This is a genomic window from Acetobacterium tundrae (genome assembly GCF_008086615.1).
GTDB classification, from domain to species: Bacteria; Bacillota; Clostridia; order Eubacteriales; family Eubacteriaceae; genus Acetobacterium; species Acetobacterium tundrae.
In genome coordinates, this window is record NZ_RXYB01000019.1 from 40,807 (window position 1) to 63,758 (window position 22,952).

Genomic DNA, 22,952 nt, shown 5'->3' on the forward strand with positions numbered 1-22,952 from the left:
TTTCACGTTTAAAATTTAATTAAATATCCATTAGTCCATGTTCCATCAGGATTTCTTCCAATCGATCTTGTTTCATCGGTTTTGGAATGACAAACATTTTATTGTTATTGATGGCAGTAGCTAAATTACGGTATTCCTGAGCTTGACCGGCAGTATCATCAAATTCTAAAACGGTCTTTTTATTAATTTCAGCCCGTTGGACCATGTTGTCACGAGGAACAAAATAGATCATCTGACTGCCAAGTTCTTCAGCAAAAGCTTGAACCAGTTCTTTTTCACCATCCACATTACGACTGTTGCAAATAATTCCGCCTAAACGTATACCGCCGGTGGTTGCATATTTTTTAACACCTTTGGCAATATTGTTGGCAGCATATAAAGCCATCATTTCACCGGAAGCAACAATATAGATTTCCTGAGCTTTACCTTCACGCATTGGCATTGCAAAACCACCACAGACAACATCACCAAGGACATCATAAAAAACATAATCAAGATCGGGGGTATAAGCACCTAATTGTTCAAGCATCCCGATAGCGGTGATAATACCACGTCCTGCACATCCAACCCCTGGTTCTGGTCCACCGGATTCAACACACATGATGTCACGAAATCCTGGTTTTAGAATGGCATCCAGTTCAATTTCTTCACCTTCTTCACGAAGCGTATCGAGAACTGTTTTTTGTGCCAGACCACCCAGTAACAATCGTGTTGAATCTGCCTTTGGATCACAGCCAACAACTAAAATTTTCTTTCCCATTAGACCAAGTCCGGCAGTTAAGTTCTGAGTTGTGGTAGACTTACCAATACCACCTTTACCGTAAATTGCGATTTGTCTCATAATCTTTCCTCCAAATAAATTTTAGAATTCAATGTATTTCCAAACAAAATAAAATGAGAAGAGGTCTCAGGTAACTACATCAATTTGTAGTTAGCTAAGACCTCTTCGTCTTGGGGGTATAAGTTTGGTCTAAACAAAAGAAGTCTTAATCAGCCACACAAATTGCGGTTAACTAAGACTTCTTTGTCTAAGTCGGATCGTTATAACCAGAAAATAAAGAAGTCTCGATTAGATACATCATAGTATCCGATCGAGACTTCATCGTCTAAGTAATAAATCCGTTTGTCATTGTTTCTATGAGCTAATTATCCACGGATTGCATAGAAAAGTCAAGCGGTATTGAATGTAAACCCTTTTCATATTTTATTAACGATGAAAATACAGTCAATTTTTTGTAACGGGTTTGGTAATTTAACAGTGACTGTATTTTATTTTCAACGATGATATTACGACTATCACACTGGATGAAATCAATTTCACAAAATCAATAAGTGCTTTGTATTAAAACAGAACATTTGATTGCTTAAATAATTCTTGTGATTGCTTAAATAATTCTTAATAGAGAGAAAGATTAACCGCAATGTGAGCACTCTGAACAATTGCCGCAGGCTTTCTCCGTAGGGTCGTGAACTAAAATTGATCGGACTTCACTCAGGTTAAGATCGACAACGATAATGTCATCATGAATGATTTCGAGTTTGTCTTTGTGAAAAATGATGGACATGGGTTCGGGTATCATAATCTCCGGATCAATTTCGCCTGGTTTCATCTGTGGCTGAATCAAATTTTTTTCCGCTGCGGTTGAAATCAGGAGGCCGCTGTTTGAGGTGAGCAGTGATCTTAATTGACCATGAGGATCATAGGTCACCGAGTTCTCATCGCTATTGATGCCATGGGCCTTACAGTTATAGGCGATAATGACCCCAACCGGTGTGGATATGGGTTCCGGTAGAGCCGGTTCAAAGCTTTTTAAAGTACCATTTTCATAAAGTGAAAAACCGTAGCGTACTTTTACTAAACCATCCGGACTGGCAATTTCGATGATCTCCTGAGGCCATAAGGTTAAGCTTTTTAAAGCGCCGCTTTCATAAAAACATAAACTGACTGCTTTGGCAGAAAAAGAACCGATGGGTAAATCAAAGGCCATGGGTTTGGCAAGACTGTATTCATTTTCTTCCGTCCAGTATCCGTTGATGCGTCCGTTAAGTGGAAACAGTCGATGGATACTGCCGTTTTCATAAAAACTGATCCGCTCTGCCGATACGAGACCAAGGGGGGTAATGACCTCCGTCGCTGCTTCCAAATCGATGCTTTTTATTTCGCCGCTCTTAAAGAATTCCAGCGACAGGCCTTCGCGATTTCTGATATTGGCGGGGCCATAACTTGGCACTAAAATTCCGATGGGGGTGGTAATATTGTTCTTTTCGTCAAAAGCGCAACCTTTTAAAACACCGTTGTCATAAGTTTCGGAAAAGATCACATCTGTTAAAGTGCCATATTTTTCGGTCTGTACTTTATTCATTTCAAGCTCCTATTCTTTGCATAAGACATGGGTAATGACCACATGTTTGCCGGAATCATCTTCATTTTGGATGGAGTAGGTGAGCTCCATTTCCGCTAGTTTATTATCAAACCAAGGAGGAATATGGCTGCATACCACTTCCAGGGAATAAAAGGTGGTGTTTTCCAGGAAAGGAAGAAGCACCTTTTTCGAGCTCAATTCGGGATATCGTTTCTGTACTTTGTTTAAATCGAGAAAATAGTGACCGGTTTCATCCAGTTTCACCGGGGTTTTGGATACCGGTGAATCATCATTATTCGCTTCATCTTCAATACGGATTAGATCAGCATCGATGGCATCCAGTAAATCCAGATCAAAATCTTCGGATTCACAGATAATAAAGCCGGACTGATCAAATACCTGGTAGGGAATACCGGTTATCGATTTAGTAATGATGATCTTGCAGGTATTGAAGCAGACAAGCATTCGGTTGATATTCTCCCGGACTGATGTTAATCCGCCGGACAGGTCAGGATGAAAGGGAACCGGTTCAGATTGACGCCAGACAGAATCGTCTTTTGTGTAGAAGACAAAATAGGTCATTTCATCAAAACGGGAAATCCGGTTGGTCTCGTTGCAAAAAACTGCCATTACATTGGTGTTTTCTTTCATTTCTTCACCTCATTTGATTGAATCAATTTTAAATAGGATCGCGTGAAAATTAGTTGTAGTATAGCATAGAAATAAAAAAGTGCACTGATTTAAAATTAAAACGCGCAGAAAAACGATTGCAGAAATGATTGGTTTAAAGAAATTAGTTTGACTTTGGATAGGGAAGTCGAAGAAAAAGTGACTACCAAAAAGAAAACCTCCTGTAAAAACAGGGGGCTGGTTGTTGGTATTATGTCAGGACTGAGTCTTGAGACATTATTTGGCAGAATCATCATTGAATTCATCTTCCAGTTTTTTTTGTCGCTTTTTCACCAGGGTACCGCAGATTAAAAGGGCAACAAAGATGAGGGCAAAAAGAAAGGCGAATATGATGAGGGTCAGAAGCAAAAGAATGCCCAGATCATTTTTGAGAAAATCATTTTTCATATACAAGGAGATCGCGTAAATAATTGCAAAGAGACCGGAACCAACGAGACTGAAAATCAAATAGTTTTTTGTGGTGGGTTTGCTGTAATAATCCCATTGACCTTTACGGTAATAACCGATAAAACTGCCGACACAACAAATCATAAAAATAAACCATTCAAAAGCCCATTGGCTAAATGGGGCACTTAAGAATATCGACTGAATGATGATGCTTCCCAAAAGGAGCCAGAAAACGATCCAGAAACAGATATGCTCAACTTTGTACATTTCCATTTCCTGGCGCTCATCAATTACTTTTTTAAATTTTTTCATTACTATTTTCCTCCCAAAATAAATCATTTAACGTTTTTCCCAGAGCTTTACAGATGGCAATACACAATTGTAAAGAAGGGTTGAACTTTCCAGCTTCAATCATACCGATGGTCTGTCGGGTCACGCCGACCCGTTTGGCCAGCTCGTCCTGGGAGATATCATACTCGGCCCGGGCGACTTTTAATTTCAAGTTTTTCATCTGATCACTCCTTTGTGCATATAGTATAATATACAAGATAAAATATCAAGTATATATTACATAAAGAAATATATAATAAGCAGAAGCTCGCCGGTATGGGCCGATGACTGCTGCTATTATTAGGGAATAATATCGCCAAATAAAAATGATAATTGCTGGCTGCCGTGTTCCAGCTTATAACGGGAGACGATGTCCGGCATTTTGTAGAGAAGACCATGCCGCTGGCATTCCCGGGCGAAGACAGCCCAGAGGCTTTTGGCATTGGGGCTGGCGCAGCTGTAGGCATTGCCAAAGTGTTTCAGGTATTCTTTTTTGATGCCGGGAAAATGTTTATCCAATTGGTCATAAAAGTAGAGGCGTTGCTGATCCCGAAGGGTGACCCCAAAAGCTGGATAAATAAAATCGGCGCCGCTCTTGGCAGCAAGTTCTACAATTTTTCTAATATTGTCAGTAGTGTCATTGATAAAGGGCAGGATAGGCATCAGCAGAACGCCGGCGAAGATACCGCTTTGGGACAGCTCTTTAATGGCAGCAAAACGCTCGCTGCTGGGTGCAGCTCGGGGTTCAATTATTTTTGCCAGGGCGTCGTCAGCAGCGGTAATGGTGATTTTTACAATTACTGGAGAACGTTTTTGAATGGCTGAGAGTAGATCTTTATCCCGGGTAACAAGGGGACTTTTTGTGGCAATGGCCACCCCGAAACCATGTGTTTTGATGAGTTCCAGAGCCTGACGGGTTAGGGCCTCTTTTTTTTCAAAGGGGTTGTAAGGATCGCTCATGGCGCCGGTGCCCACAACCCCTTTTAGGGTTTTTCGTCGTAGATTATCTTCAAGTATAGCCAGAGCATTTTCCTTTGCCCGAACCTGATCAAAATGGTCAATTTCATAGCATTCGCTTCGGCTGTCACAATAGATACAGCCGTGACTGCAGCCCCGGTAGATATTCATATTATAATCGGTGCCAAACCAGAAATTATTTTTAGTCCGGGTCAGCATGTTTTTAGCGGGAATGGTTTCCATCGCGTCACCCTTCTTCTTTTATTATATTATTGCACAATCAGACCTAATAATTTGGCCAGCTCGGCAGCCTGATAAGTGGAGACAACGGCACCACTTAAGGCTTCAATGGAGACAATCAGCCCATCGATCTGGCTGGTGGTAAAGTCCAAGCCTTTTAGCGGGGTTTTGAAAAAGCTGGCGCCACAAAAATTGACGCGATCAAGGTCAATTTGGGTCAGTTTGCACTCGCTAATGGTGGTATCACTGAGGTCGCATTCAGAAATTTCGATCCCCTTCAGTTTGGCTTTGCCGAAATTTCCATACTGCAAATTGCAGTCAGTCAATCGAATGTTCTGTAGCTGGGCCTGGTAAAAATCGACGCCAATCAGTTTGCAGGATTTGAATTCGCAGCGGTTGAAGTATCCCTCGCCAAAGTTACTGTTGGAGAGGTTGCAGGACTGAAAGCGCACGTCACGACAGTCGATTTTTTCAAAATCACAGTGTGTAAACTCGCAGTTTTCGAAAAGCGATTCCCGGAAGGACAGCTTGGAAAAATCAATTTCTACCATGGCTAGATCTTTAAAATGTTTTGCTTCTATTTCCAGTTCTTCTTCTTGAGCCCACTCAATTAGATGTATTAAATCGTCTGTAAATTCTAGCTCAGCAGCTAGATTTGGTTTTGATATTTTCATAAAGGACCTCTCACGATATGTTGATGGATTAGGAAATACTTTAATTTTACCATTATTCATTAGAACTGTACAACGAAATAAAATGTTGAAGTTTGCATTTTAACATAATAAAGTTTATAATTTTCTATGTTAAAGTAAGAGTGAAGATTAGAAAACAGGAGAAAAAATGGAAACATCGCAGCGTATAAAAAAAATGAGGGAACCAGCCCTTCTCAAATATTATCCCATTGTCAATGAAGCCCAGAAGAAAGGGAAGAAAGTTTACTTTTTAAATATTGGCCAGCCGGATATTAAAACACCGGAAGGCTTTTTAAATAGTGTGAATGGTATCGACCAAAAAGTACTGTCTTATCAGGCGCCGGAAGGAATCACTGAGCTTCGGGAAGCGGCCTGCGGTTACTATGAACGATTGGGTCTGGATTATGATATCAATGATTTATTTGTCACTAACGGCGGAAGCGAGGCACTGCTTTTTACCTTTATCGGGATTTGCAACGCCGGTGATGAAATCTTAACCGCTGAACCCCTTTACAGCATTTATAAAGAAATGGCCGCAGCAACGGATGTAAATCTGGTGGGATTTAAAACTTATGCCGAGGATGGCTTTGCCTTACCGGATGCAAGCTTGATAGAAGCCGCCATTACCCCGAGAACTAAAGCGATTTTAATGACGAATCCGGGAAATCCCACGGGAAAAGTTTTTACCAAAAAAGAAATTGAAGTCATGGTGAAATTGGCTTTAAAACATAATTTGTATCTTATTTCCGACGAGGTTTATCGGGAATTTGTGTATGATAAGCAAGGCTATTTAAGCCCGGCTCAGTACCAGGAACTGTCCCAAAATTTTATTTTGATTGACAGTATTTCCAAACGCTACAGTGCCTGTGGAGCAAGAATCGGTTTTATCGTCTCAAAGAATAAGGTGCTGATGGGGCAGCTAAAAAAATTATGTCAGATGCGGTTAGCCGTATCCACCGTCGATCAGATCGGAGCCATTTCCCTCCTGAATTTGGATGAACATTTTTTTGATGGCATTTTGAAAGAGTATACCCAACGGCGAAAGATTGTTTATGAGGCTTTACAAAAAATTTCCGGGGTCATCTGCAAAGAACCCCGGGGCGCCTTTTATTTCATGGCAAAGCTGCCAATAAAAGATGCCAGCCATTTTATTGAGTGGATGATCAATGATTTTGACTATCAGGGAGAAACGGTACTGCTATCGCCTGCCAACGATTTTTATTTAAATCCCGAGGATGGCGCCGATGAAGTGCGAATCGCTTATGTTCTTAATGGTGAGGATATGCGCAAGGGAATGACGATTCTGAAATACGGATTGGAAGCCTATCGTTTGGCTTTTCCAGAAGTATGCAAATAAATAAATAAGGAGAATAATTTGGAAATTAAATCAGTAGAAAAAGGTCAGGATTATGTTGGCTTTTTGTTTATAAAGTCACAGATGACAAAAACGGCTACAAACGGGAGCCGATATTTCAATATGGTTTTAAATGATGCGAATTTTGACGAAATTGATGCCAAAAAATGGGACGTAAAGCCAGAAGATGAAGCGATTTTTATCAATGGAAAGCTGGTGAAAATCAAAGGAAAAGTTCAGGAATTCAATAATCGGCTTCAGCTGATTGTGAATAAAATGCGTTTGGTGAATGAAAATGATGAGGTGTCCATTGATGATTACATCGAAACGGTTCCGGTTGATACGGATGAAATGATTGGTTATGTCAATGATGCCATTGATGATTTTACGAATAAGGATATCAAAGACATCACGCAAAGAATTTTCAACGATCATGTTGGATTTTTGTCATATTTCCCAGCTGCAAAAAAACACCATCATGCCATCAAAGGCGGATTGCTGTATCATACTTATTCGATGCTAAGAATCGGCAAGAGTTTAGCCGGAATCTATACGTTTATTAATAAGGATTTGCTTTATGCCGGAATCATCCTCCATGACATTGGAAAAATAAATGAAATGGTATCCGATGAAAATGGATCAGTTTCAGATTATACACCAGAGGGAAAACTGCTGGGACATATTACTCAGGAAATTGTTGATCTTGAAATTGTCGGCAAGGAATTGGGAACCGATCCGGAATGTCTAATGCTCTTAAAGCATATGATCCTCTCTCATCATTACCAGCCTGAGTATGGAAGTCCTAAAAAACCGATGTTTCCAGAGGCGGAACTGCTGCATCACATCGATATGATTGATGCTCGCATGTACACAATGGATCAGGCTCTTGGACGAATTGAACCAGGAACTTTTACAGAGCCAAATTGGAGTCTTGATGGAATCAGTTTATACCGTAGAAGTTTTGAATAGGAGACAGAATAATGAGCACCATTGCGTCAGAACAAAGAAAAATTACATGCTATGAATCGGATTATGCTGGAAAGATGCTGCCAACGACGGCAATGAATTATTTCCAGGAGGTATCAACAAACCAGGGCGATGATTTGAAAATCGGAAGTGAATTTTTAAAAGAAAATCATCTGGCGTGGTTTTTAGTAAAATATGTCATTCGGTTTAATAAGTATCCTCGTTATAAAGACGAAATCATCGCCACGACGAGGGCCATCGGTATGGATAAATACTGTGCCATTCGACGTTTTACCCTTGAAGACGAAAAGGGCGAGGTGATGGTGATCGCCGATACCCAATGGCTGTTGGTCAATCGTGAAACGGATAAAATGGAACGCATGGATGAGTATCCGCAATTTGATGTTTATGATTGTCATGAAAAAGGTGAGCCGGTATTTAAGAAGATTGCTAAAATAAAAAAGGTAGACTATGCAAAAACCTTCAATGTGCGTTTCTTGGATATTGATTTCAATAAACATGTTAACCATGTTAAATATCTGGCCTGGGCCATCGAAGTTTTGCCCATGGAAATGGCAGCAACAATGGATTTAGCGGAAGCAAAGATCGCTTATAAAGCCCAGTGCTTTTATGGCGATACCATTGAAGCCTTATGCGAAAAACTAAACGAAAAACTGTATCGTGTCGATATTGTTAACCAGGAGAATATATTGCTTTGTCAGCTGGAATTGAAACTGAATTAGAATAGAAAAGGACGATTGCAAAATTTCTTTTGTAATCGTCCTTTTTATATATTTTAAAACAGTTTCTCTTTTATAATCCCCTTACGATAGGCGGAAATCAGCATTTCAAGATCTTCAACCTGAGACATCAGCGCTTTGCCATTATCAGTGTCCCGAACTCTTTTTCGCTCGGTTGATTTTTCAACAACCGATAAAGTTGAATTGATGTCAACACCATCGGCGATCGCTTTTTCCACCGATTCAAAGGGATCATGGCTGATCAAAATCAGACCATATGAGTTGTAAACAAGGGTGTAACCCGCAATTCCAGTTGTTTTCTGATAAGCCCGGGCAAAACCACCATCAATGACAAGCTGTTTGCCTTTTGCCCGAATTGGGCTTTCTCCTGAAATTATTTTAACGGGAATATGTCCGTTAATCAAATGTCCTTCCTCGGGGTCAACGCCAAACTCGATGAGTATTTTTTTAGCCAGGATATCATCATCATCAATTAAAATATAAAAGGGCGCATAGTATTCTTTATGGGGCGTTTTATCATCAATAAAATATCGTTCGAAAGTTGCCATTTTGTCTTTTCCAAAAAGCGGAGAGTCTTCGTTGCACCATAGAAACCAGAGAATGTCTGATTCAGTATGATCAGAGTTAGTGCTGCCAAAATATGCTTCTCTTGCCATTTGATCAAATTTGTCCATCAGAAGTTTTCCTGAATAATCATTTCCGCAGAGTCGGATGGTTTTAAAACTGCCATCATTATTAAGCAAAACACAGGCATGAAACAGCAAATTGTCATTAAAAACCTTATACATACTGCCTTTGGCATACATAAAGTGAATGTGCTTTTGAAGCCTTTCACTGTGGAGAAAGGCGTAAACGAGGCGATCCACCACTTGGGCTTCCTCTTCAGTTAATTCACAGGGATTGTTCGGATCCAGAGTGGGGAAATTGCTGTCATTTAAGGGATAAACGACGCCTTCAACGGTAACTGTGCCATTTTCAAAGTCGATGCACCTTAGTAGTTGGCGCTTTTCCATATGGTATTCAGGATGTTTATCAATCAATGCTTCTTCCAATTTAAATTGAATGATGGAAATGGCTTTATGCATTTTTGCCATGAGTGCGATTTCCTGATCAGAAGTATGCTGCTCTTCAGTAATTTTTGGAATGAAATCAAGACAGGGATCATCTCTGTAAACCCGGTTTGAAAAAGAGGCAAGCGGAACCAGATTAATGCCATAGCCATCCTCGATGACGTCCATATTTGCATAGCGCAGCGCAATCCGGACGGTGCTGGCGATACAGGAGGGATTGCCGGCGGCAGCTCCCATCCAGAGGATATCATGATTACCCCATTGAATATCAAGAGAATGGTGCTGCATCAACGTATCCATGACCACATCCGGACCGGGACCACGATCATAGACATCCCCGATGATATGAAGATGATCAATGGTTAATCGCTTGATAACACCAGAGATTTCCACAATAAAATGCTGCGCCCGGTCCAATTTCACAAGGCTTGCAATGATTTCATTGTAGTATTCCTTTTTGTTAAAACGGTGTTCATCTTCTTGGAGAAGTTCTTCCATAATATAGGCAAAATCTTTAGGAAGAGCCTTTCTAACCTTAGAACGCGTATATTTTGAAGCAGCCGCACGGCAGACGGTGACTAACCGATAAATGGTAAGTTTATACCAGTTATCCATCGATTCCTGATTGCGTTCACGCTTAATTAAATCAATTTTTTCTTCGGGATAATAAATAAGAGTTGATAATTCTTCGAGTTCTTCAAAAGCAATGGTATTTCCAAGTTCCTGGTGTACCTTGCGTTTGATGGTACCGGAAGCATTTTGCATCACATGATTAAAGGCTTCATGTTCGCCATGAATATCAGTTAAGAAATGTTCAGTGCCTTTGGGCAAATTTAGGATTGCTTTAAGATTAACCACTTCTCCGACAGCCGTGGTAATATTGGGAAAGCTTTGGGATAAAAGTTCTAAATATTTTTGATTTTCTTGAAGTTGTATTTTGGTATAACCATTCATAAAATGACCTCTAAACTTAAATTTAAAATTAAAAAACTGTAAATGTTTACGACCCAATTATACACTTGAAAAGGTTAAAAAGCCATAAAAAAATAAGTCGCGTTAATAAAGACAAATATATTATTCCATGGTAAAATAAATTATAATAATAAACTTGCAGTTTAGTGATTGAGACAAATTATAATTTTGCATTTAAACAGTTGAAACAAGTGAAACAGGTGAAAAATGATGGAAACAAAAATTATTTCTGCAATAGAAGCCATTGACGAAAAACGTGCAATGAAACTGGTTGCCAAAGCGCTTGAATTAGGAAAAGACAAAAAAGAAATTTCTAATCAATTGAATTATGCGTTGCAACGCGTTGCAGTTCGATACGAAGAGGGGGAGTACTATATCGCCGATCTTATCATGGCCGGTGAACTGGTATCAAATCTCCTTAAAATGATGAGAATGGATAATCCCCAATTGATCAATGGACATAGTTTGGGTAAAATTGTGGTTGGAACTGTTTTTGACGATATTCACGATGTGGGTAAAAACATTTTTGTCAGTATGCTAAGAGCAGAGAGCATTGAAGTGGTGGATCTGGGGACAGATGTGCCGACCGCAAAATTTATTGAAGTTATCAAAAAAGAACAACCGGCGATTCTTGGAATCAGCGGTATATTGACTTCAGTGGTCGAAAATATTAAAGAAGTCATTGATGAGATCAATGCCCAGGGGCTGCGTCAGGATTTAAAAATTATTTTGGGCGGCGCTTTAGCAGGAACGGATTATGCAAAATATGTTGGAGCTGATGGTTATTCCAGTGACGCCATTGAAGGTGTCAATATATGCAAAAAATGGCTGGAACAATGCATAGGTGATCAGTGATGAAAAAAATTTTATATCTTGATATCGTTAATGATATTAAAGGAAAAATTGAAAAAGGAATGCTGCGGCCTGGGGATCTGTTACCTTCAGAAAATGAAATGTCTGACCAATATGATGTTAGTCGGACAACACTGCGAAAAAGCCTGGCATTATTAGTCAACGAGAAATATATTTATACGATTCCCGGAAAAGGAAATTATGTGTGCGAACCGTCATCAAATCAATATCAGTTTTATTTTGATGAAATTGACAGTTTAAAAGGAGAAATTGAAGAAGTAAAATTAGTCAGCGTTGGCGTTATTACCCCAGGAAGAAAGCTTATGCGGGAGCTGAAAATAGGCTCTTTTGAAAAGGTTATAAAGATTCAAAAGGCGGTGCAGATAAAAGATGAGGTCATTCAATATTCAACGATTTATCTGCCTTACCAAAAGGGAAACCCCATTGTCGAAGATGTTATTAATTTTGCGAATTTTCACGGCATCATGGAAAAGGGAAAACTTCAATTTCAGCTTAAAAAAATCTTGAACATTGATATTGTCCATCCGCCACTGGAAGTCCGCGAAAGTTTGAAAATCGATCATGATGAAAGTTGCTTCTTGGTATCTCAAAATATTATTTCAATGGAAGACGGCATGCCAATCAGTTACAATGAGTTTTATATAAAAAGAAATTACTTCACGCTCTTTGCGGAAACAACATTCTAAAAAAGACTTTACTTTTTGAAAAGAATCATGTAAAATTAGCAAGCAGTAAAAGTGATCTCGTAGCTCAGCTGGCAGAGCACTACCTTGACATGGTAGGGGTCGTTGGTTCAAGTCCAATCGGGATCACCACTTTTAGCATATGAACGCCGATACGAGGCGTTTTTTTTATGCCCTAAAATATTTTTAACATAAATTTGTAATGCAAGAACTGCTGTGTTTGGCTTGTAGTCGGGCATCAAGGCATCGGTCGTATACGGCTGTTGCATCCAGCAAGCTCTATAGAATATGCCCCAATTGTTGGCTTTTTATTTCTCTTGATTTTTTAAGACTTGAAGACTATAATTTACACATAAAGGAAAACCAACAAACGGGGCCTAAATTAAAAAGGCCCCGTTTGTTGGGAATGCTAAATTGGAGATGAAATAAAATGAACGATAAATTAAAAATTGATGAAGTGAGAAAATCCTTTGGAAATAGGCCGTTTACAAGCGATGAACTCTATCGATTCTATTTGGAAGAAGAACCAACTTTGAAAAAAACGACTTTTAGATGGCGAGTTTCTAATTTGAAAAAAGAAAATGTCATTTGTAGTTTAAAAAGAGGTTTGTATACCGTAGAAAGAAAAAATAACTTTACCCCTCCTATAGACAGGCAACTGAAGAATTTATACAAGAAGATCAAGGCTCAATTTCCTTATAGTGAAATAAGCATATGGGATACAAGCTGGTTGAATGATTACATGGTGCATCAACCACTCACCCGAAATATTATTATTGAAGTCGATAAAGATGCGGTGCCGTCGGTATTTTCATTTTTACAGGAATCCATGAAAAATGTATTCTTGAATCCTGGTAAACACGAAATAAAAACCTATATGACCACAGGACAAGCCAATATCATTGTTAAGAACTTGGTTGCCGAATCACAAGTTGAAATGAGAGAAGATATCAGCATACCCAGGATTGAAAAAATAATGGTCGACCTGTTTGTGGAGGATCAATTGTATGTTACCTATCAGGGTGGGGAATTAAAAAATATTTACGAAGCTTTTTTTGAGACCTTTAGCATTAATCAGTCCACGCTGAACAGATATGCAACGAAAAGAAAAGTAAAAGAGCGGTTTTTAATATTTCTAAAAGATGAGACGGAAATCGATCAGAATGAAATATATATTTGAGGTGACTAAATGATACAGAACAATACCTTTACCAAAGAATGGATTCAGAAAATAAGCAATCAATACAAACACGGAAAGAGAAAGGCGGATCCCGCATTAATTGAAAAAGTAACAAAAGCACTGCACCTTCTTGAAAATTTAACGCAAACTGATTTATCGTTTATCTTTAAAGGCGGCACAGCTTTATTGCTCCTATTGGATGAAATGCATCGATTTTCAATTGATATTGATATCATCATAGAGAACAACAAAAATGAGGAAGACCTGTTTACAATTCTGTCGCAGATCGTTGAACGAAGCACTATATTTAATCGATTTGAAGAAAATACCAGAAAAGGAAGTAACGATGTGCCAAAGGCTCATTATAAGTTTTTTTATACGTCAGCATTAGATGAGACTGAGAGTTATGTTCTACTGGATGTGCTGTTTGAAAAGAGTCATTATGTTGATATTATTGAGAAAGACATTAACTGTAAATTCATTGATTATCAAGAACCACTCAGATTGGTCAATATACCCAGCATTGATTGTATTCTGGGGGATAAGTTAACTGCTTATGCTCCCAACACAATGGGAATTCCTTACGGGAAAGATAAGGAATTAGAAATTATTAAACAGCTGTTTGATGTGGCCAACTTATTTGACAAAATGGAAAATATAAAAGTAGTGAGAGATACATTTATATTGATGGTCCAGCAAGAATTAATTTACCGAGAAATGGATGGCAAATGCACCTATCAGGACGTTCTTGATGATGTTTTTCAGACTTCAAGAATCATTGGTGAGCGTGGTCGCATTGAGAAACCAACCTTTGCTTTATTGCAGACAGGTGTCAACAGGATAAAAGACTATATTTTCTCAAAGAATTATATTGTGGAAAGTGCTGTGAACAGTGCTTCCAAAGCTGCATACCTGTCACTGCTGATCAAATATGACATATTTGTAGTTGAACGGTTTGATGAGACGATCGATTTGAGGACACTGGAAATTAAGAATCCTGAATATAAAAAATTCAGAACCATAATGAAGTTTGATCCGGAAGCATATTTTTATTGGTACAAAAGCATTGAAATTCTCGAAAAGAATGTTTCAGAGATAACGGCTAATAAAAATTTGGAAATACATAGAATTAAATGATTAAGCCTCATAATTGCTGGTTGCCTTTATGCCGTTTAACATAAAATTACTAATCATTTGTTTTGCAAACGCACGCCATTCTTCTTTTGAATTATAAACTTTCTGTGGCTTGACAAAGGCTGGGTGTTCAGCAAAAGAAATAATGCCTCCATTGATGACTCGACAGAGCATCATTGCCGATTCAAAATCCAAATTATCAATATAAATCATCACGAGTTTTGCAAGCATTAATTCTGCTTTATTATAGACAACCTGAGAAATAGGACCAAGAGAACCTGGGAAGGAAAAGGGTTCCCAGTATAATAGTTTCATAATATCAGGAGTTGGCAAATCAATGGCTGCATGCATTTGTAGCTCGATAAGTTTACAGATTTTGTCCAATACATTATCTTTGTTTTGGCTGTTGGCACTGTTAATAAAATCTTGCAATTCGTTGTAAAGTGGATCATAAAATAAAGAAACCTGCATGGCGGCATAATCTAAAACACTGTGATAGAAGGTTTCCTTATTTCCAAAATGAAAATGTATCGTTGCCAGATTAACATCGGCAGAAGATGCGAGCATCCGCGTCGTAGTTCCATGATAACCATATATTGCGAAGACGGACATTCCGGTCTGCAATAATTTTTCCTTTGTTGATATATCTTCAATTATATCGTTAGTGCTCATCGTGACTCCTTGAACTTTAAGTAATTATTTAATAACCAAATAAGTATAGCATACAGAAATCAATTTAGTAAAGGAATGGACATTAAATAAGTGAGCACTACACTTTATCGCCGTTTAATCGATCCAGAAGATATTCAGTGTAAAGTATGCGGTGTTAGTTTTATCCCAAATAGCACCTTTATCTTTCCAGACGGATAAGTTTTTTTATTATTTAATATAAAACATTCTTAATCCGTGTTTTGCCGTTTGTAAATTTCTTTGGTAATTGACACGAATCCTTTTATCTCAGAACGTGGATTGTTTTTATGCCAGACAATGCCATATGAAATGATATCCGTGATTTCAGTGGAAACAATGACAAGCTCCGAATCCTCTGGACAGACAAAGTCAGGCATAACGGCAATCCCTAGTTGTCCTTTGATCATGGTATAACTGATGAGCGGATGATCCACAAAATAAATGGTGGAAGTCGGACATTTTATTTGAATATCTTTTTGGATTCGGGCCATTTCAGTCGGGCATTTCATTGGGTCCAGGAGAATCAGAGAATAATCTTTCAGATCATCAATTTTTATCATGGCTTTGCTGGCTAATGGATGGTCTTTCGGCAAAACACAGACGAAGCTTCCGGTAAAGAGCTCTGCATAAACTGCATCCGAAAGATCATCAATACTTTCCTTTACTGCGAAAATCAAATCAAAATTATTATTGGTAAACAGATTTCTTTTCTCTTTGTGATCAGCTATTTTTAAGTAGATATGGGCATGAGAAAACTTAGCTCTAAAGGCTCTTAGAATGGCGGGAAGATACTTAACTTCTACATTTCCCTCATAGCCAATGGATATGTTCGATTCAAATGTGTGTGCGAATTGCTTCGCTTTGGCAATGGCGATGTTTGTTTTTGTAAGCACTTCTTTCATATCATTATAAAAAGAAATACCAGCCGGAGTCAGTTCGACTTTTCGTTTGGTTCGGACGAATAATTTTAATCCGAGTTCATCTTCCAGGCTATTTATCTGATGGGTAACTGTGGGTTGGGTGATAAACAAAAATTCAGCAGTTCTGGAAAAATTAAGGGTTTCAGCCAAATGAACAAAACATTCGATTTGTTTAATATGCATGAATCGTTACCTCCTGAATTTATAAGCATTTTTTATTAATGATAACATATTTCAATTTCAGTTCCAATAAAAACCATGTTATGCTGTCACCAATGAAGACATTAATTAAAGGAATGGTTCAAATTGGGATTGCAACTCGAGTTCATTATTTGATTAATCTCTTAAATCACCACTAATGGAGGTAAAACATGCGTTATATTGTTACAGGAGCAGATGGACAATTAGGTGGAAGAGTAGCTTCCAATATGTTAAAAGAAGTATCTGGAGATCAACTTATTTTTACATGTCCGGATTTAAATCGTTTACGACCAGAAAGAACGAAAGACTGGGAAGAAAAAGACGTTATCATAAAAGAGGCAAATTATGATGATAAGGCACAAATGACTGAAGCTTTTAAAGGCGGAGACCGAATTTACATTGTGTCAGGGGTTATCATCGGACCAGAACGTGTACAACAACATAAAAATGTAATCGACGCGGCGATTGAAGCGGGGGTCAAACATATTACTTACACCTCATTCTTTGGTGCAAACCGCCCGGAATACAAACAATATGTATTGCCGGATCACACCGCAACCGAAGAATATTTAATCAGCACAGGTGTCGATTACAATATTATGAGAAACAGTCTTTATCTGGAAAACTATTTGCTTAATTCTGTTATGATGGCGAACTTGGACAACAATCGTTGGGTGACCACTGCCGGTGATGGGAAAGCGACATTTATTGCAAAAGATGATAGTGGTCGGGTGGCAACAGCTTTGCTGTTGGGCAAAGGTGAGAACAACAAAGGGTATGATGTAACCGGTCAATTAGTCAGTGAACATGAAATTTGCGAGTTGATCAATGCGATATCCGGTAAGAATTATGAATACATCACCATGAATGAAGAAGAATATTACGATTATTTGGATTCAATCTATATTCCTCGTACCTCCCACGGTAATTATTCGAAGTCGCCGGTGCCATGGTGTGCCAATGATATGGTGACCAATGAATCCGGTATTCGGGATGGTTTAATGGCACTGGAGACAGATACAGTTGAGATTCTCACTGGGAATAAACCCATGAATCCGAAAGAATTATTAGAAAAATATTCTTTTGTATGGAAAGAAAATATTACGACTTATTGGGATTTAGGAAAAGTTCAATAAGTGAAAGCTTAACAATACTACGTGAGCACAGAAAAATTTAGTTAAAAAAACACAGACCTGGTTATAAAAGTAAGGTCTGTGTTTTTTTATGAGAAATTTTAGAATGATGCTACAAATACCGCTTTTTCAGTTGGATAATTAGCGATAGCATTAAGAACAAAATCCCTAGTGCTATCTTTGATAAATGATTTAGAAAGGGAGTGGGAAACCGGGGATGTGGATAAAAAAGTAGCATGGTCACCATAAGAAACCAGGGCACCATTAATTAATCGCGACAGGACGATGGCTTTTTCAATGGGTAGGGTGTCATAGTAATGGGTCAATAAAAAAGTCAGGCTATTTTCAGCCTTTTCAAAAATGATTTGGGTCAGTGGCAGTTCATCGAAGTCGTAAAGTTGTTCCCTTGAAAGGAGTAAAAAAATGTCAGACTCAGTCTCGTCAAAGGTAATATCCAATTGCAAATCAATAAATTCACAAATTAATTGCCAAATCAAATCTTTGGCAAGTACCGGTTCTGATTTTAAATCATCTATTTTTTGTGTGAAATTAGAATATCTAGATTTAATTTGATCTTCTACATGGGCAATCACATTTTTATAAAAGTTTTCCTTGTTTTTGAAATGAAAGTGCATGGTTGCAATATTCAAGTTGGTGGTTTCGGCAATCATCCGGGTGGATGTACCTTTATAGCCAAATCGTGCAAAAAGATAAACGCCTGCGGTCAATAATTTTTCACGGGATGTTTGTTCCTCGTTGAGTTCAAATGATTCCATTTAAAATTCCTTATCAATATATTTTGTTGTATTGTATCATTAAATTTTAAAAAGATCTATAAAATTTGGATAACATGATTTTATGAAAGTCTTTAAATTGTTTAAAATAAAGGCTTGACAAAAATTAATCAAACGATTAGAATTCAATTAATCAAACGATTGATTAATTGAATAAGTGGAGGAACTGAATGGATACCAAAGATGTAACAATTGATGTAAACGGTTTTGAATATTCTTTTTCCGTTGGCACAAAATTCGGACAGGTTTCTGCGAGTGAGACGTTATCAGAAACACTCAGAAACAGACTCAGATTAACAGGTTCAAAGGAAGCTTGCAGTGAAGGCGCTTGCGGCTGTTGTACGGTGATTATTAATGGAAATGCGGTCACCTCATGCATGACCTTAACGGTGGACTGTGATGGCAAAAAAATTACAACTATCGAAGGGCTGGCCGATCCAAAAACCGGCGAACTAGATCCGTTGCAACAGGCTTTTCTTGATCGCTATGCATTTCAATGCGGGTACTGTACACCGGGGATTATTATGGCTTCCAAGGCATTATTAGACAAAAATCCCACACCGACAGATGACGAAATTAAACAAGCACTTTCTGGAAACTTCTGTCGTTGCATCAGCCAATATCATGTATTGGAAGCAGTTGCTGACATTGCGAAAGGGGTAAAACAATAATGAATCCAAAAGATTATAAATTTATCGGAAAAAACGTCCAACGTAAAGACGCGAAGGATATTGTCACAGGTAAGGCGGTATTTTTAGATGATTTCACACTGCCAAAAATGATTTTCGGTCGGTCATTAAAAAGTCCTCATCCTCATGCTCTTATTAAAGAAATTGATGTGGAAGCCGCTAGAAATTTAAAAGGAGTCCATGCGGTTTTAACCTATAAAGACGTCAGCCAGGATTATAAAATGGGCTGGCCCCCACAAAAACCAGTATTAGGTCAAAAGATGATGTATGTTGGTGATACCGTCGCGCTGGTTGCGGCCGAAACAACTGAAATCGCTAATGAAGCCATTGACTTAATCAAGGTGGAGTATGAAGTCCTTCCCTATGTGTTGGATGGCCTGGAAGCTTTGAAAGACGGAGCGCCCCAATTATATGAAGAATTTGACCACAATATTGTGAGTCCAGGTTATCCGCCTTTCCAAAAAGACGGTGATTTCTGGCATTTGGAAAGAGGCGATTTAGAGCAAGGCTTTAAAGACTGTGTTTTTATTGCAGAAGATACGGTAGCTTTTGATAAAAAGCCAGCCCCGCTTGCACCAGAACCGCCAGGAGCCATTGCCAGATATGAAGGGGCAGAAAACTATACGGTTTGGGCGACATCACAAAGTGGTTATATTCTAAAAATATTAAACTCATCCGTTATCCCGGATTCTGATTTAACGGTCAAAACATTTAATGTTGGGGGCAGCTATGGTAATAAACAGAGCTTGACGGTACCGGTTATGTCCGCAGTGTTATTATCAAAAGTGACGGACCGACCAGTCCGGTTTTTCCAGACAAAAGTTGAACAGATGACAGCCTACGAAACCCGCTTAGGAAGCCAGGTTAAAGCCAAAATTGGAATGGATAAAGACGGGATTGTTCGGGCAGTTAAAGCAGACTGGACGGTAGATACCGGAGCATTCTGTAATGCAACGCAAGGTCAGGTCGGGGTTGGTATTGGGGAAGCTCAGCTGACGATGGCAAAATGCCAGAACTGGGATTTGGACACTAATATAGTGGTTACAAACAAGCAGCCAGCCGGGATCGTTCGCGGATATGGCGGACAGGAGCTAAACAGTTGTTTATCATTACTAATTGGACGGACAATGAGGGCCGGGAATTTTGATCCAGTCGAGGTATACAAGAAAAATTACGTTTCCGACGGAGATGAATATATCTGGCGAGACGGACGTAAATGGAAAGCTCATTCCATCGACTATACCAAAGCGATTGAAGCTTCAGCGGAAAAATTTAAATGGACTGAAAAATGGAAAGGCTGGGGGACACCAACCTGGACATCGGAAGACGGCAATATTGTTCGCGGGGTTGGTTGCGGGATCATCGGAAATGCAGATGTCGGGGAAGATAATACGGAAGCTTATGTACGCGTATCTCCTGATTTATTCGGATCAAAAGCTCATGTGATCATGCAAGTAAATGTGACCGAATCGGGTATGGGTCAACGGAGCAACTTAGCTAAAATGGTTGCCGAAGTTATGAATGTTCCTTATGAACAAGTTCAGATTACTGATCCGGATACCATGCAAAATCCAACCGGGTTTGGCCTTTGCGGTTCCCGGGGTACGATCACTTATGGACGTGCTGTGAGTAATGCAGCAGCGGATGCCAGAAGACAGTTGTTTGAACTGGCTGAACCTTATTTAGAAGTTCCGCCGGAAGCCATGCAATTAGAAAATTACGGAGTTGTTACCAAAGCGAGACCAGGAAAATTTGTTTCATGGAAACAATTGATTCCATCGGATTTAACCATTACCGGTTACGGAAGACACATCGAAAACTTCTCTACTCCTAACTTTTTCATGATATTTCTGGAGGTTGAAGTTAACAAACAAACCGGTCAAGTAAAAGTCATTCATATGTTAGGGGGCACCGATGCCGGACAAGTCATCGATCCAGCTACCTTGGAAATGCAATGTCATGGGGGAATTGGTTCAGCCAGTTTGGATACCGCCCTGTTTGAAGAACACATTGTAGATCCGGCTACCGGACGACCGCTCACCTATAACATGCTTGAATATAAATGGCGAACATTTAATGAATTCCCAACATATGATACAGTGATGTTGAGTTCTCAATTCGATACCTTTATGTTTAAAGCACTTGGTGTCGGAGAAATCTCCGGGGCGGCCGCAGCCAGTGCAACCATGCAGGCCATTTCCAATGCGATTGGGGTAGAAGTTGCAGAATACCCGGCAACGCCAAATGTAATATTCAAAGCTTTAGGAAAAATGTAAGGAGGCGGGAAGATGAAAAATTTTACACATACACGAGCAGAAAGCTTTGATCAGGCCAGTGAGTTGTTAAAAGAAGCCACTAAAAGCGTTGTCATTGCAGGCGGAACTGATTTATTAGGACAACTGAAAGATGATATTTTAACAGCGTATCCCGAAAGAGTGGTTGATTTAAAAAGCATTCCAAATGCAGATGGGATTAAAGTAGCAGGGCAAACCTTAACCATTGGGGCCTTGACAAAACTGATTGACATTATCGAATCGGATGTGGTCAAGGAAAAAGCACCCATTTTAGTGGAAGCCGCAAAATCAGTGGCAACCCCACTGATTCGAAATATGGGAACCATTGGCGGAAATATCTGCCAGGATGTGAGATGCTGGTTTTATCGCTATCCTCATGAAGCCGGCGGACGTCTGGTTTGTTCCCGAAAAGGCGGCGACACTTGTTACGCCTTGCAAGGTGATAACCGTTACCACTCAATTTTCGGCGGGATGAAGGCGCATCGTTCACCATGTACCGGTGAATGTCCGGCGGGCACCGATATTCCGGCTTATATGGAGCAAATCAGAAAAGGAAACACCGCCGGGGCGGCCCAGATTATTATGGAAGTCAATCCGATGCCGGCACTTACCAGCCGTGTCTGTGCTCATTTCTGCCAGGATGGCTGTAACAGAGGCTGTCAGGACGAAGATGTGGCCATCGGAAACGTCGAACGATATGTCGGTGATTACATTCTGGAAAACAGTGATTTGTATTTTAAAGCACCAGCGACTTCAACCGGGAAATCTGTAGCCATTATCGGCGCCGGTCCTTCCGGATTATCCGCAGCCTATTATCTGCGTCGGGCTGGAAATGACGTCACGATTTACGATACCAAAAAAGAAGCAGGTGGCATGTTGATGTACGCCATTCCAGCTTATCGACTACCCAAAGACATTGTCAGGAAGTTCGTCAGCAACCTGGGGAAAATGGGAATCAATATTATTACCAATACAACCATTGGTAAAGATATTCAAGTATCAAAAATAGAAGAAAAATATGACAGTGTATTTTATGCAACCGGGGCCTGGAAACGACCGGTTATTGGAATCGCCGGAGAAGAACTCACTGAGTTCGGTTTGGATTTCCTGATCCAGGTTAATGAATGGATGAAGGGTAAGGTCGGCTCGGAAGTGCTGGTAACCGGCGGTGGAAACGTCGCGATGGATGTTGCCATCACCGCTAAGCGACTGGGTGCTAAAAAAGTCACCATGGCATGCTTAGAATGTGAAAGTGATATGCCTGCCAGTCGGGAAGAAATTGCAAGAGCCAGAGAAGAAGGCGTCATTATTATGCCTTCCTGGGGTTTGAGCAAAGTCATTGAAGAAAATGGTGTTCTTAAAGGAATGGAACTCAAACGATGTACATCCACCCGGGATGAAAAAGGTGCCTTTAGTCCTCAATACGACCATTGTGAAACCCAGATTGTCAATGCTGAAAACATTTTAATGGCAGTGGGTCAGCAGGTTGATTTATCCTTTCTGGATGAAAAGTATCAGGTACAGTTAAATCAACGCGGTTTAATCGATGTTTCCGAAGAAACACAAATGACCTCACGAG

General features: G+C 39.5%; 22 protein-coding genes and 1 tRNA gene. 12 read left to right on the plus strand and 11 right to left on the minus strand.

What is annotated here, in order from left to right:
* Nucleotides 1-19 precede the first annotated feature (19 nt).
* The 7 genes from nifH to FZC40_RS13525 form a co-directional block, all read right to left on the minus strand.
* Nucleotides 20-841: a nitrogenase iron protein gene (nifH, locus tag FZC40_RS13495; RefSeq protein WP_148605226.1), complete on the minus strand. Its 822-nt coding sequence runs from the start codon at nucleotides 839-841 to the stop codon at nucleotides 20-22.
* Between the two features lie 571 nt (nucleotides 842-1,412).
* Complete coding sequence (locus FZC40_RS13500) at nucleotides 1,413-2,363, minus strand: hypothetical protein (RefSeq protein ID WP_148605227.1); 951 nt, start codon at nucleotides 2,361-2,363, stop codon at nucleotides 1,413-1,415.
* Between the two features lie 9 nt (nucleotides 2,364-2,372).
* A complete protein-coding gene (locus FZC40_RS13505) occupies nucleotides 2,373-3,014 on the minus strand; it encodes a Fe-only nitrogenase accessory AnfO family protein (RefSeq protein ID WP_148605229.1) in 642 nt (213 codons plus the stop codon).
* Between the two features lie 255 nt (nucleotides 3,015-3,269).
* Nucleotides 3,270-3,752, minus strand: a complete 483-nt coding sequence (locus FZC40_RS13510) for a DUF6773 family protein (protein WP_148605232.1) — start codon at nucleotides 3,750-3,752, stop codon at nucleotides 3,270-3,272.
* Nucleotides 3,739-3,951 carry a helix-turn-helix transcriptional regulator gene (locus FZC40_RS13515; protein ID WP_148605234.1) on the minus strand — a complete coding sequence of 71 codons (213 nt, stop codon included), beginning with the start codon at nucleotides 3,949-3,951 and terminating at the stop codon, nucleotides 3,739-3,741. Before FZC40_RS13515 ends, FZC40_RS13510 begins: the two co-directional genes overlap by 14 nt.
* Nucleotides 3,952-4,070: 119 nt before the next feature.
* Entirely contained in the window at nucleotides 4,071-4,970 is a 900-nt protein-coding gene (locus tag FZC40_RS13520; protein ID WP_148605236.1) for an SPL family radical SAM protein, read from the minus strand.
* 26 nt (nucleotides 4,971-4,996) lie between these two features.
* Nucleotides 4,997-5,641 (minus strand): pentapeptide repeat-containing protein, encoded by a 645-nt coding sequence (locus tag FZC40_RS13525; RefSeq protein ID WP_186843780.1) that lies wholly within the window; start codon nucleotides 5,639-5,641, stop codon nucleotides 4,997-4,999.
* A gap of 166 nt (nucleotides 5,642-5,807) precedes the next feature.
* Between FZC40_RS13525 and FZC40_RS13530 the strand changes: the two genes are divergently transcribed.
* From FZC40_RS13530 to FZC40_RS13540, 3 genes are read left to right on the plus strand one after another with little or no spacing between them, the layout of a single operon-like run.
* On the plus strand, nucleotides 5,808-7,016 hold the full coding sequence (locus FZC40_RS13530) for a pyridoxal phosphate-dependent aminotransferase (protein WP_148605241.1): 1,209 nt from the start codon (nucleotides 5,808-5,810) through the stop codon (nucleotides 7,014-7,016).
* An 18-nt stretch (nucleotides 7,017-7,034) separates the two neighbouring features.
* Nucleotides 7,035-7,982, plus strand: coding sequence for a 3'-5' exoribonuclease YhaM family protein (locus FZC40_RS13535; RefSeq protein ID WP_148605243.1), 948 nt, complete (start codon nucleotides 7,035-7,037; stop codon nucleotides 7,980-7,982).
* A gap of 11 nt (nucleotides 7,983-7,993) precedes the next feature.
* Nucleotides 7,994-8,722: an acyl-[acyl-carrier-protein] thioesterase gene (locus tag FZC40_RS13540; protein ID WP_148605246.1), complete on the plus strand. Its 729-nt coding sequence runs from the start codon at nucleotides 7,994-7,996 to the stop codon at nucleotides 8,720-8,722.
* A gap of 53 nt (nucleotides 8,723-8,775) precedes the next feature.
* Here FZC40_RS13540 and FZC40_RS13545 read toward each other — a convergent pair whose 3' ends face one another.
* On the minus strand, nucleotides 8,776-10,764 hold the full coding sequence (locus FZC40_RS13545) for a fructose-1,6-bisphosphatase (protein WP_148605248.1): 1,989 nt from the start codon (nucleotides 10,762-10,764) through the stop codon (nucleotides 8,776-8,778).
* 228 nt (nucleotides 10,765-10,992) lie between these two features.
* Here FZC40_RS13545 and FZC40_RS13550 point away from each other — a divergent pair, with 228 nt between their 5' ends.
* From FZC40_RS13550 to FZC40_RS13570, 5 genes are all read left to right on the plus strand, one after another.
* Nucleotides 10,993-11,637, plus strand: coding sequence for a cobalamin B12-binding domain-containing protein (locus FZC40_RS13550; RefSeq protein ID WP_148605250.1), 645 nt, complete (start codon nucleotides 10,993-10,995; stop codon nucleotides 11,635-11,637).
* On the plus strand, nucleotides 11,637-12,341 hold the full coding sequence (locus FZC40_RS13555; RefSeq protein WP_148605252.1) for a GntR family transcriptional regulator: 705 nt from the start codon (nucleotides 11,637-11,639) through the stop codon (nucleotides 12,339-12,341). Before FZC40_RS13550 ends, FZC40_RS13555 begins: the two co-directional genes overlap by 1 nt.
* Nucleotides 12,342-12,394: 53 nt before the next feature.
* Nucleotides 12,395-12,470 (plus strand) — tRNA-Val (locus FZC40_RS13560).
* Nucleotides 12,471-12,768: 298 nt separating this feature from the next.
* Nucleotides 12,769-13,518 (plus strand): DUF6577 family protein, encoded by a 750-nt coding sequence (locus tag FZC40_RS13565; protein WP_148605254.1) that lies wholly within the window; start codon nucleotides 12,769-12,771, stop codon nucleotides 13,516-13,518.
* Between the two features lie 9 nt (nucleotides 13,519-13,527).
* The gene (locus FZC40_RS13570; RefSeq protein WP_148605256.1) at nucleotides 13,528-14,655 is read left to right on the plus strand and encodes a nucleotidyl transferase AbiEii/AbiGii toxin family protein; all 1,128 of its coding nucleotides are present in this window, start codon (nucleotides 13,528-13,530) and stop codon (nucleotides 14,653-14,655) included.
* On the opposite strand, the gene FZC40_RS13575 is transcribed toward FZC40_RS13570, so the two are convergent.
* Together FZC40_RS13575 and FZC40_RS13580 are read right to left on the minus strand one after the other, a co-directional pair.
* Nucleotides 14,656-15,324 (minus strand): TetR/AcrR family transcriptional regulator, encoded by a 669-nt coding sequence (locus FZC40_RS13575; RefSeq protein WP_148605258.1) that lies wholly within the window; start codon nucleotides 15,322-15,324, stop codon nucleotides 14,656-14,658.
* A 227-nt stretch (nucleotides 15,325-15,551) separates the two neighbouring features.
* A complete protein-coding gene (locus FZC40_RS13580) occupies nucleotides 15,552-16,445 on the minus strand; it encodes a LysR family transcriptional regulator (protein WP_148605260.1) in 894 nt (297 codons plus the stop codon).
* A gap of 188 nt (nucleotides 16,446-16,633) precedes the next feature.
* Here FZC40_RS13580 and FZC40_RS13585 point away from each other — a divergent pair, with 188 nt between their 5' ends.
* The gene (locus tag FZC40_RS13585) at nucleotides 16,634-17,599 is read left to right on the plus strand and encodes an NmrA family NAD(P)-binding protein (RefSeq protein WP_148605263.1); all 966 of its coding nucleotides are present in this window, start codon (nucleotides 16,634-16,636) and stop codon (nucleotides 17,597-17,599) included.
* 98 nt (nucleotides 17,600-17,697) lie between these two features.
* On the opposite strand, the gene FZC40_RS13590 is transcribed toward FZC40_RS13585, so the two are convergent.
* Nucleotides 17,698-18,372, minus strand: coding sequence for a TetR family transcriptional regulator (locus FZC40_RS13590; RefSeq protein ID WP_148605265.1), 675 nt, complete (start codon nucleotides 18,370-18,372; stop codon nucleotides 17,698-17,700).
* Nucleotides 18,373-18,560: 188 nt separating this feature from the next.
* On the opposite strand from FZC40_RS13590, the gene FZC40_RS13595 reads away from it, so the two are divergent.
* The 3 genes from FZC40_RS13595 to FZC40_RS13605 all read left to right on the plus strand — a co-directional run.
* Entirely contained in the window at nucleotides 18,561-19,061 is a 501-nt protein-coding gene (locus FZC40_RS13595) for a (2Fe-2S)-binding protein (protein ID WP_148605267.1), read from the plus strand.
* Nucleotides 19,061-21,355, plus strand: a complete 2,295-nt coding sequence (locus FZC40_RS13600; protein ID WP_148605269.1) for a xanthine dehydrogenase family protein molybdopterin-binding subunit — start codon at nucleotides 19,061-19,063, stop codon at nucleotides 21,353-21,355. The genes FZC40_RS13595 and FZC40_RS13600 overlap by 1 nt, the downstream gene beginning before the upstream one ends.
* 12 nt (nucleotides 21,356-21,367) lie before the next feature.
* The coding region (locus FZC40_RS13605; RefSeq protein ID WP_148605271.1) for an FAD-dependent oxidoreductase at nucleotides 21,368-22,952 on the plus strand (1,585 nt) is incomplete at its 3' end.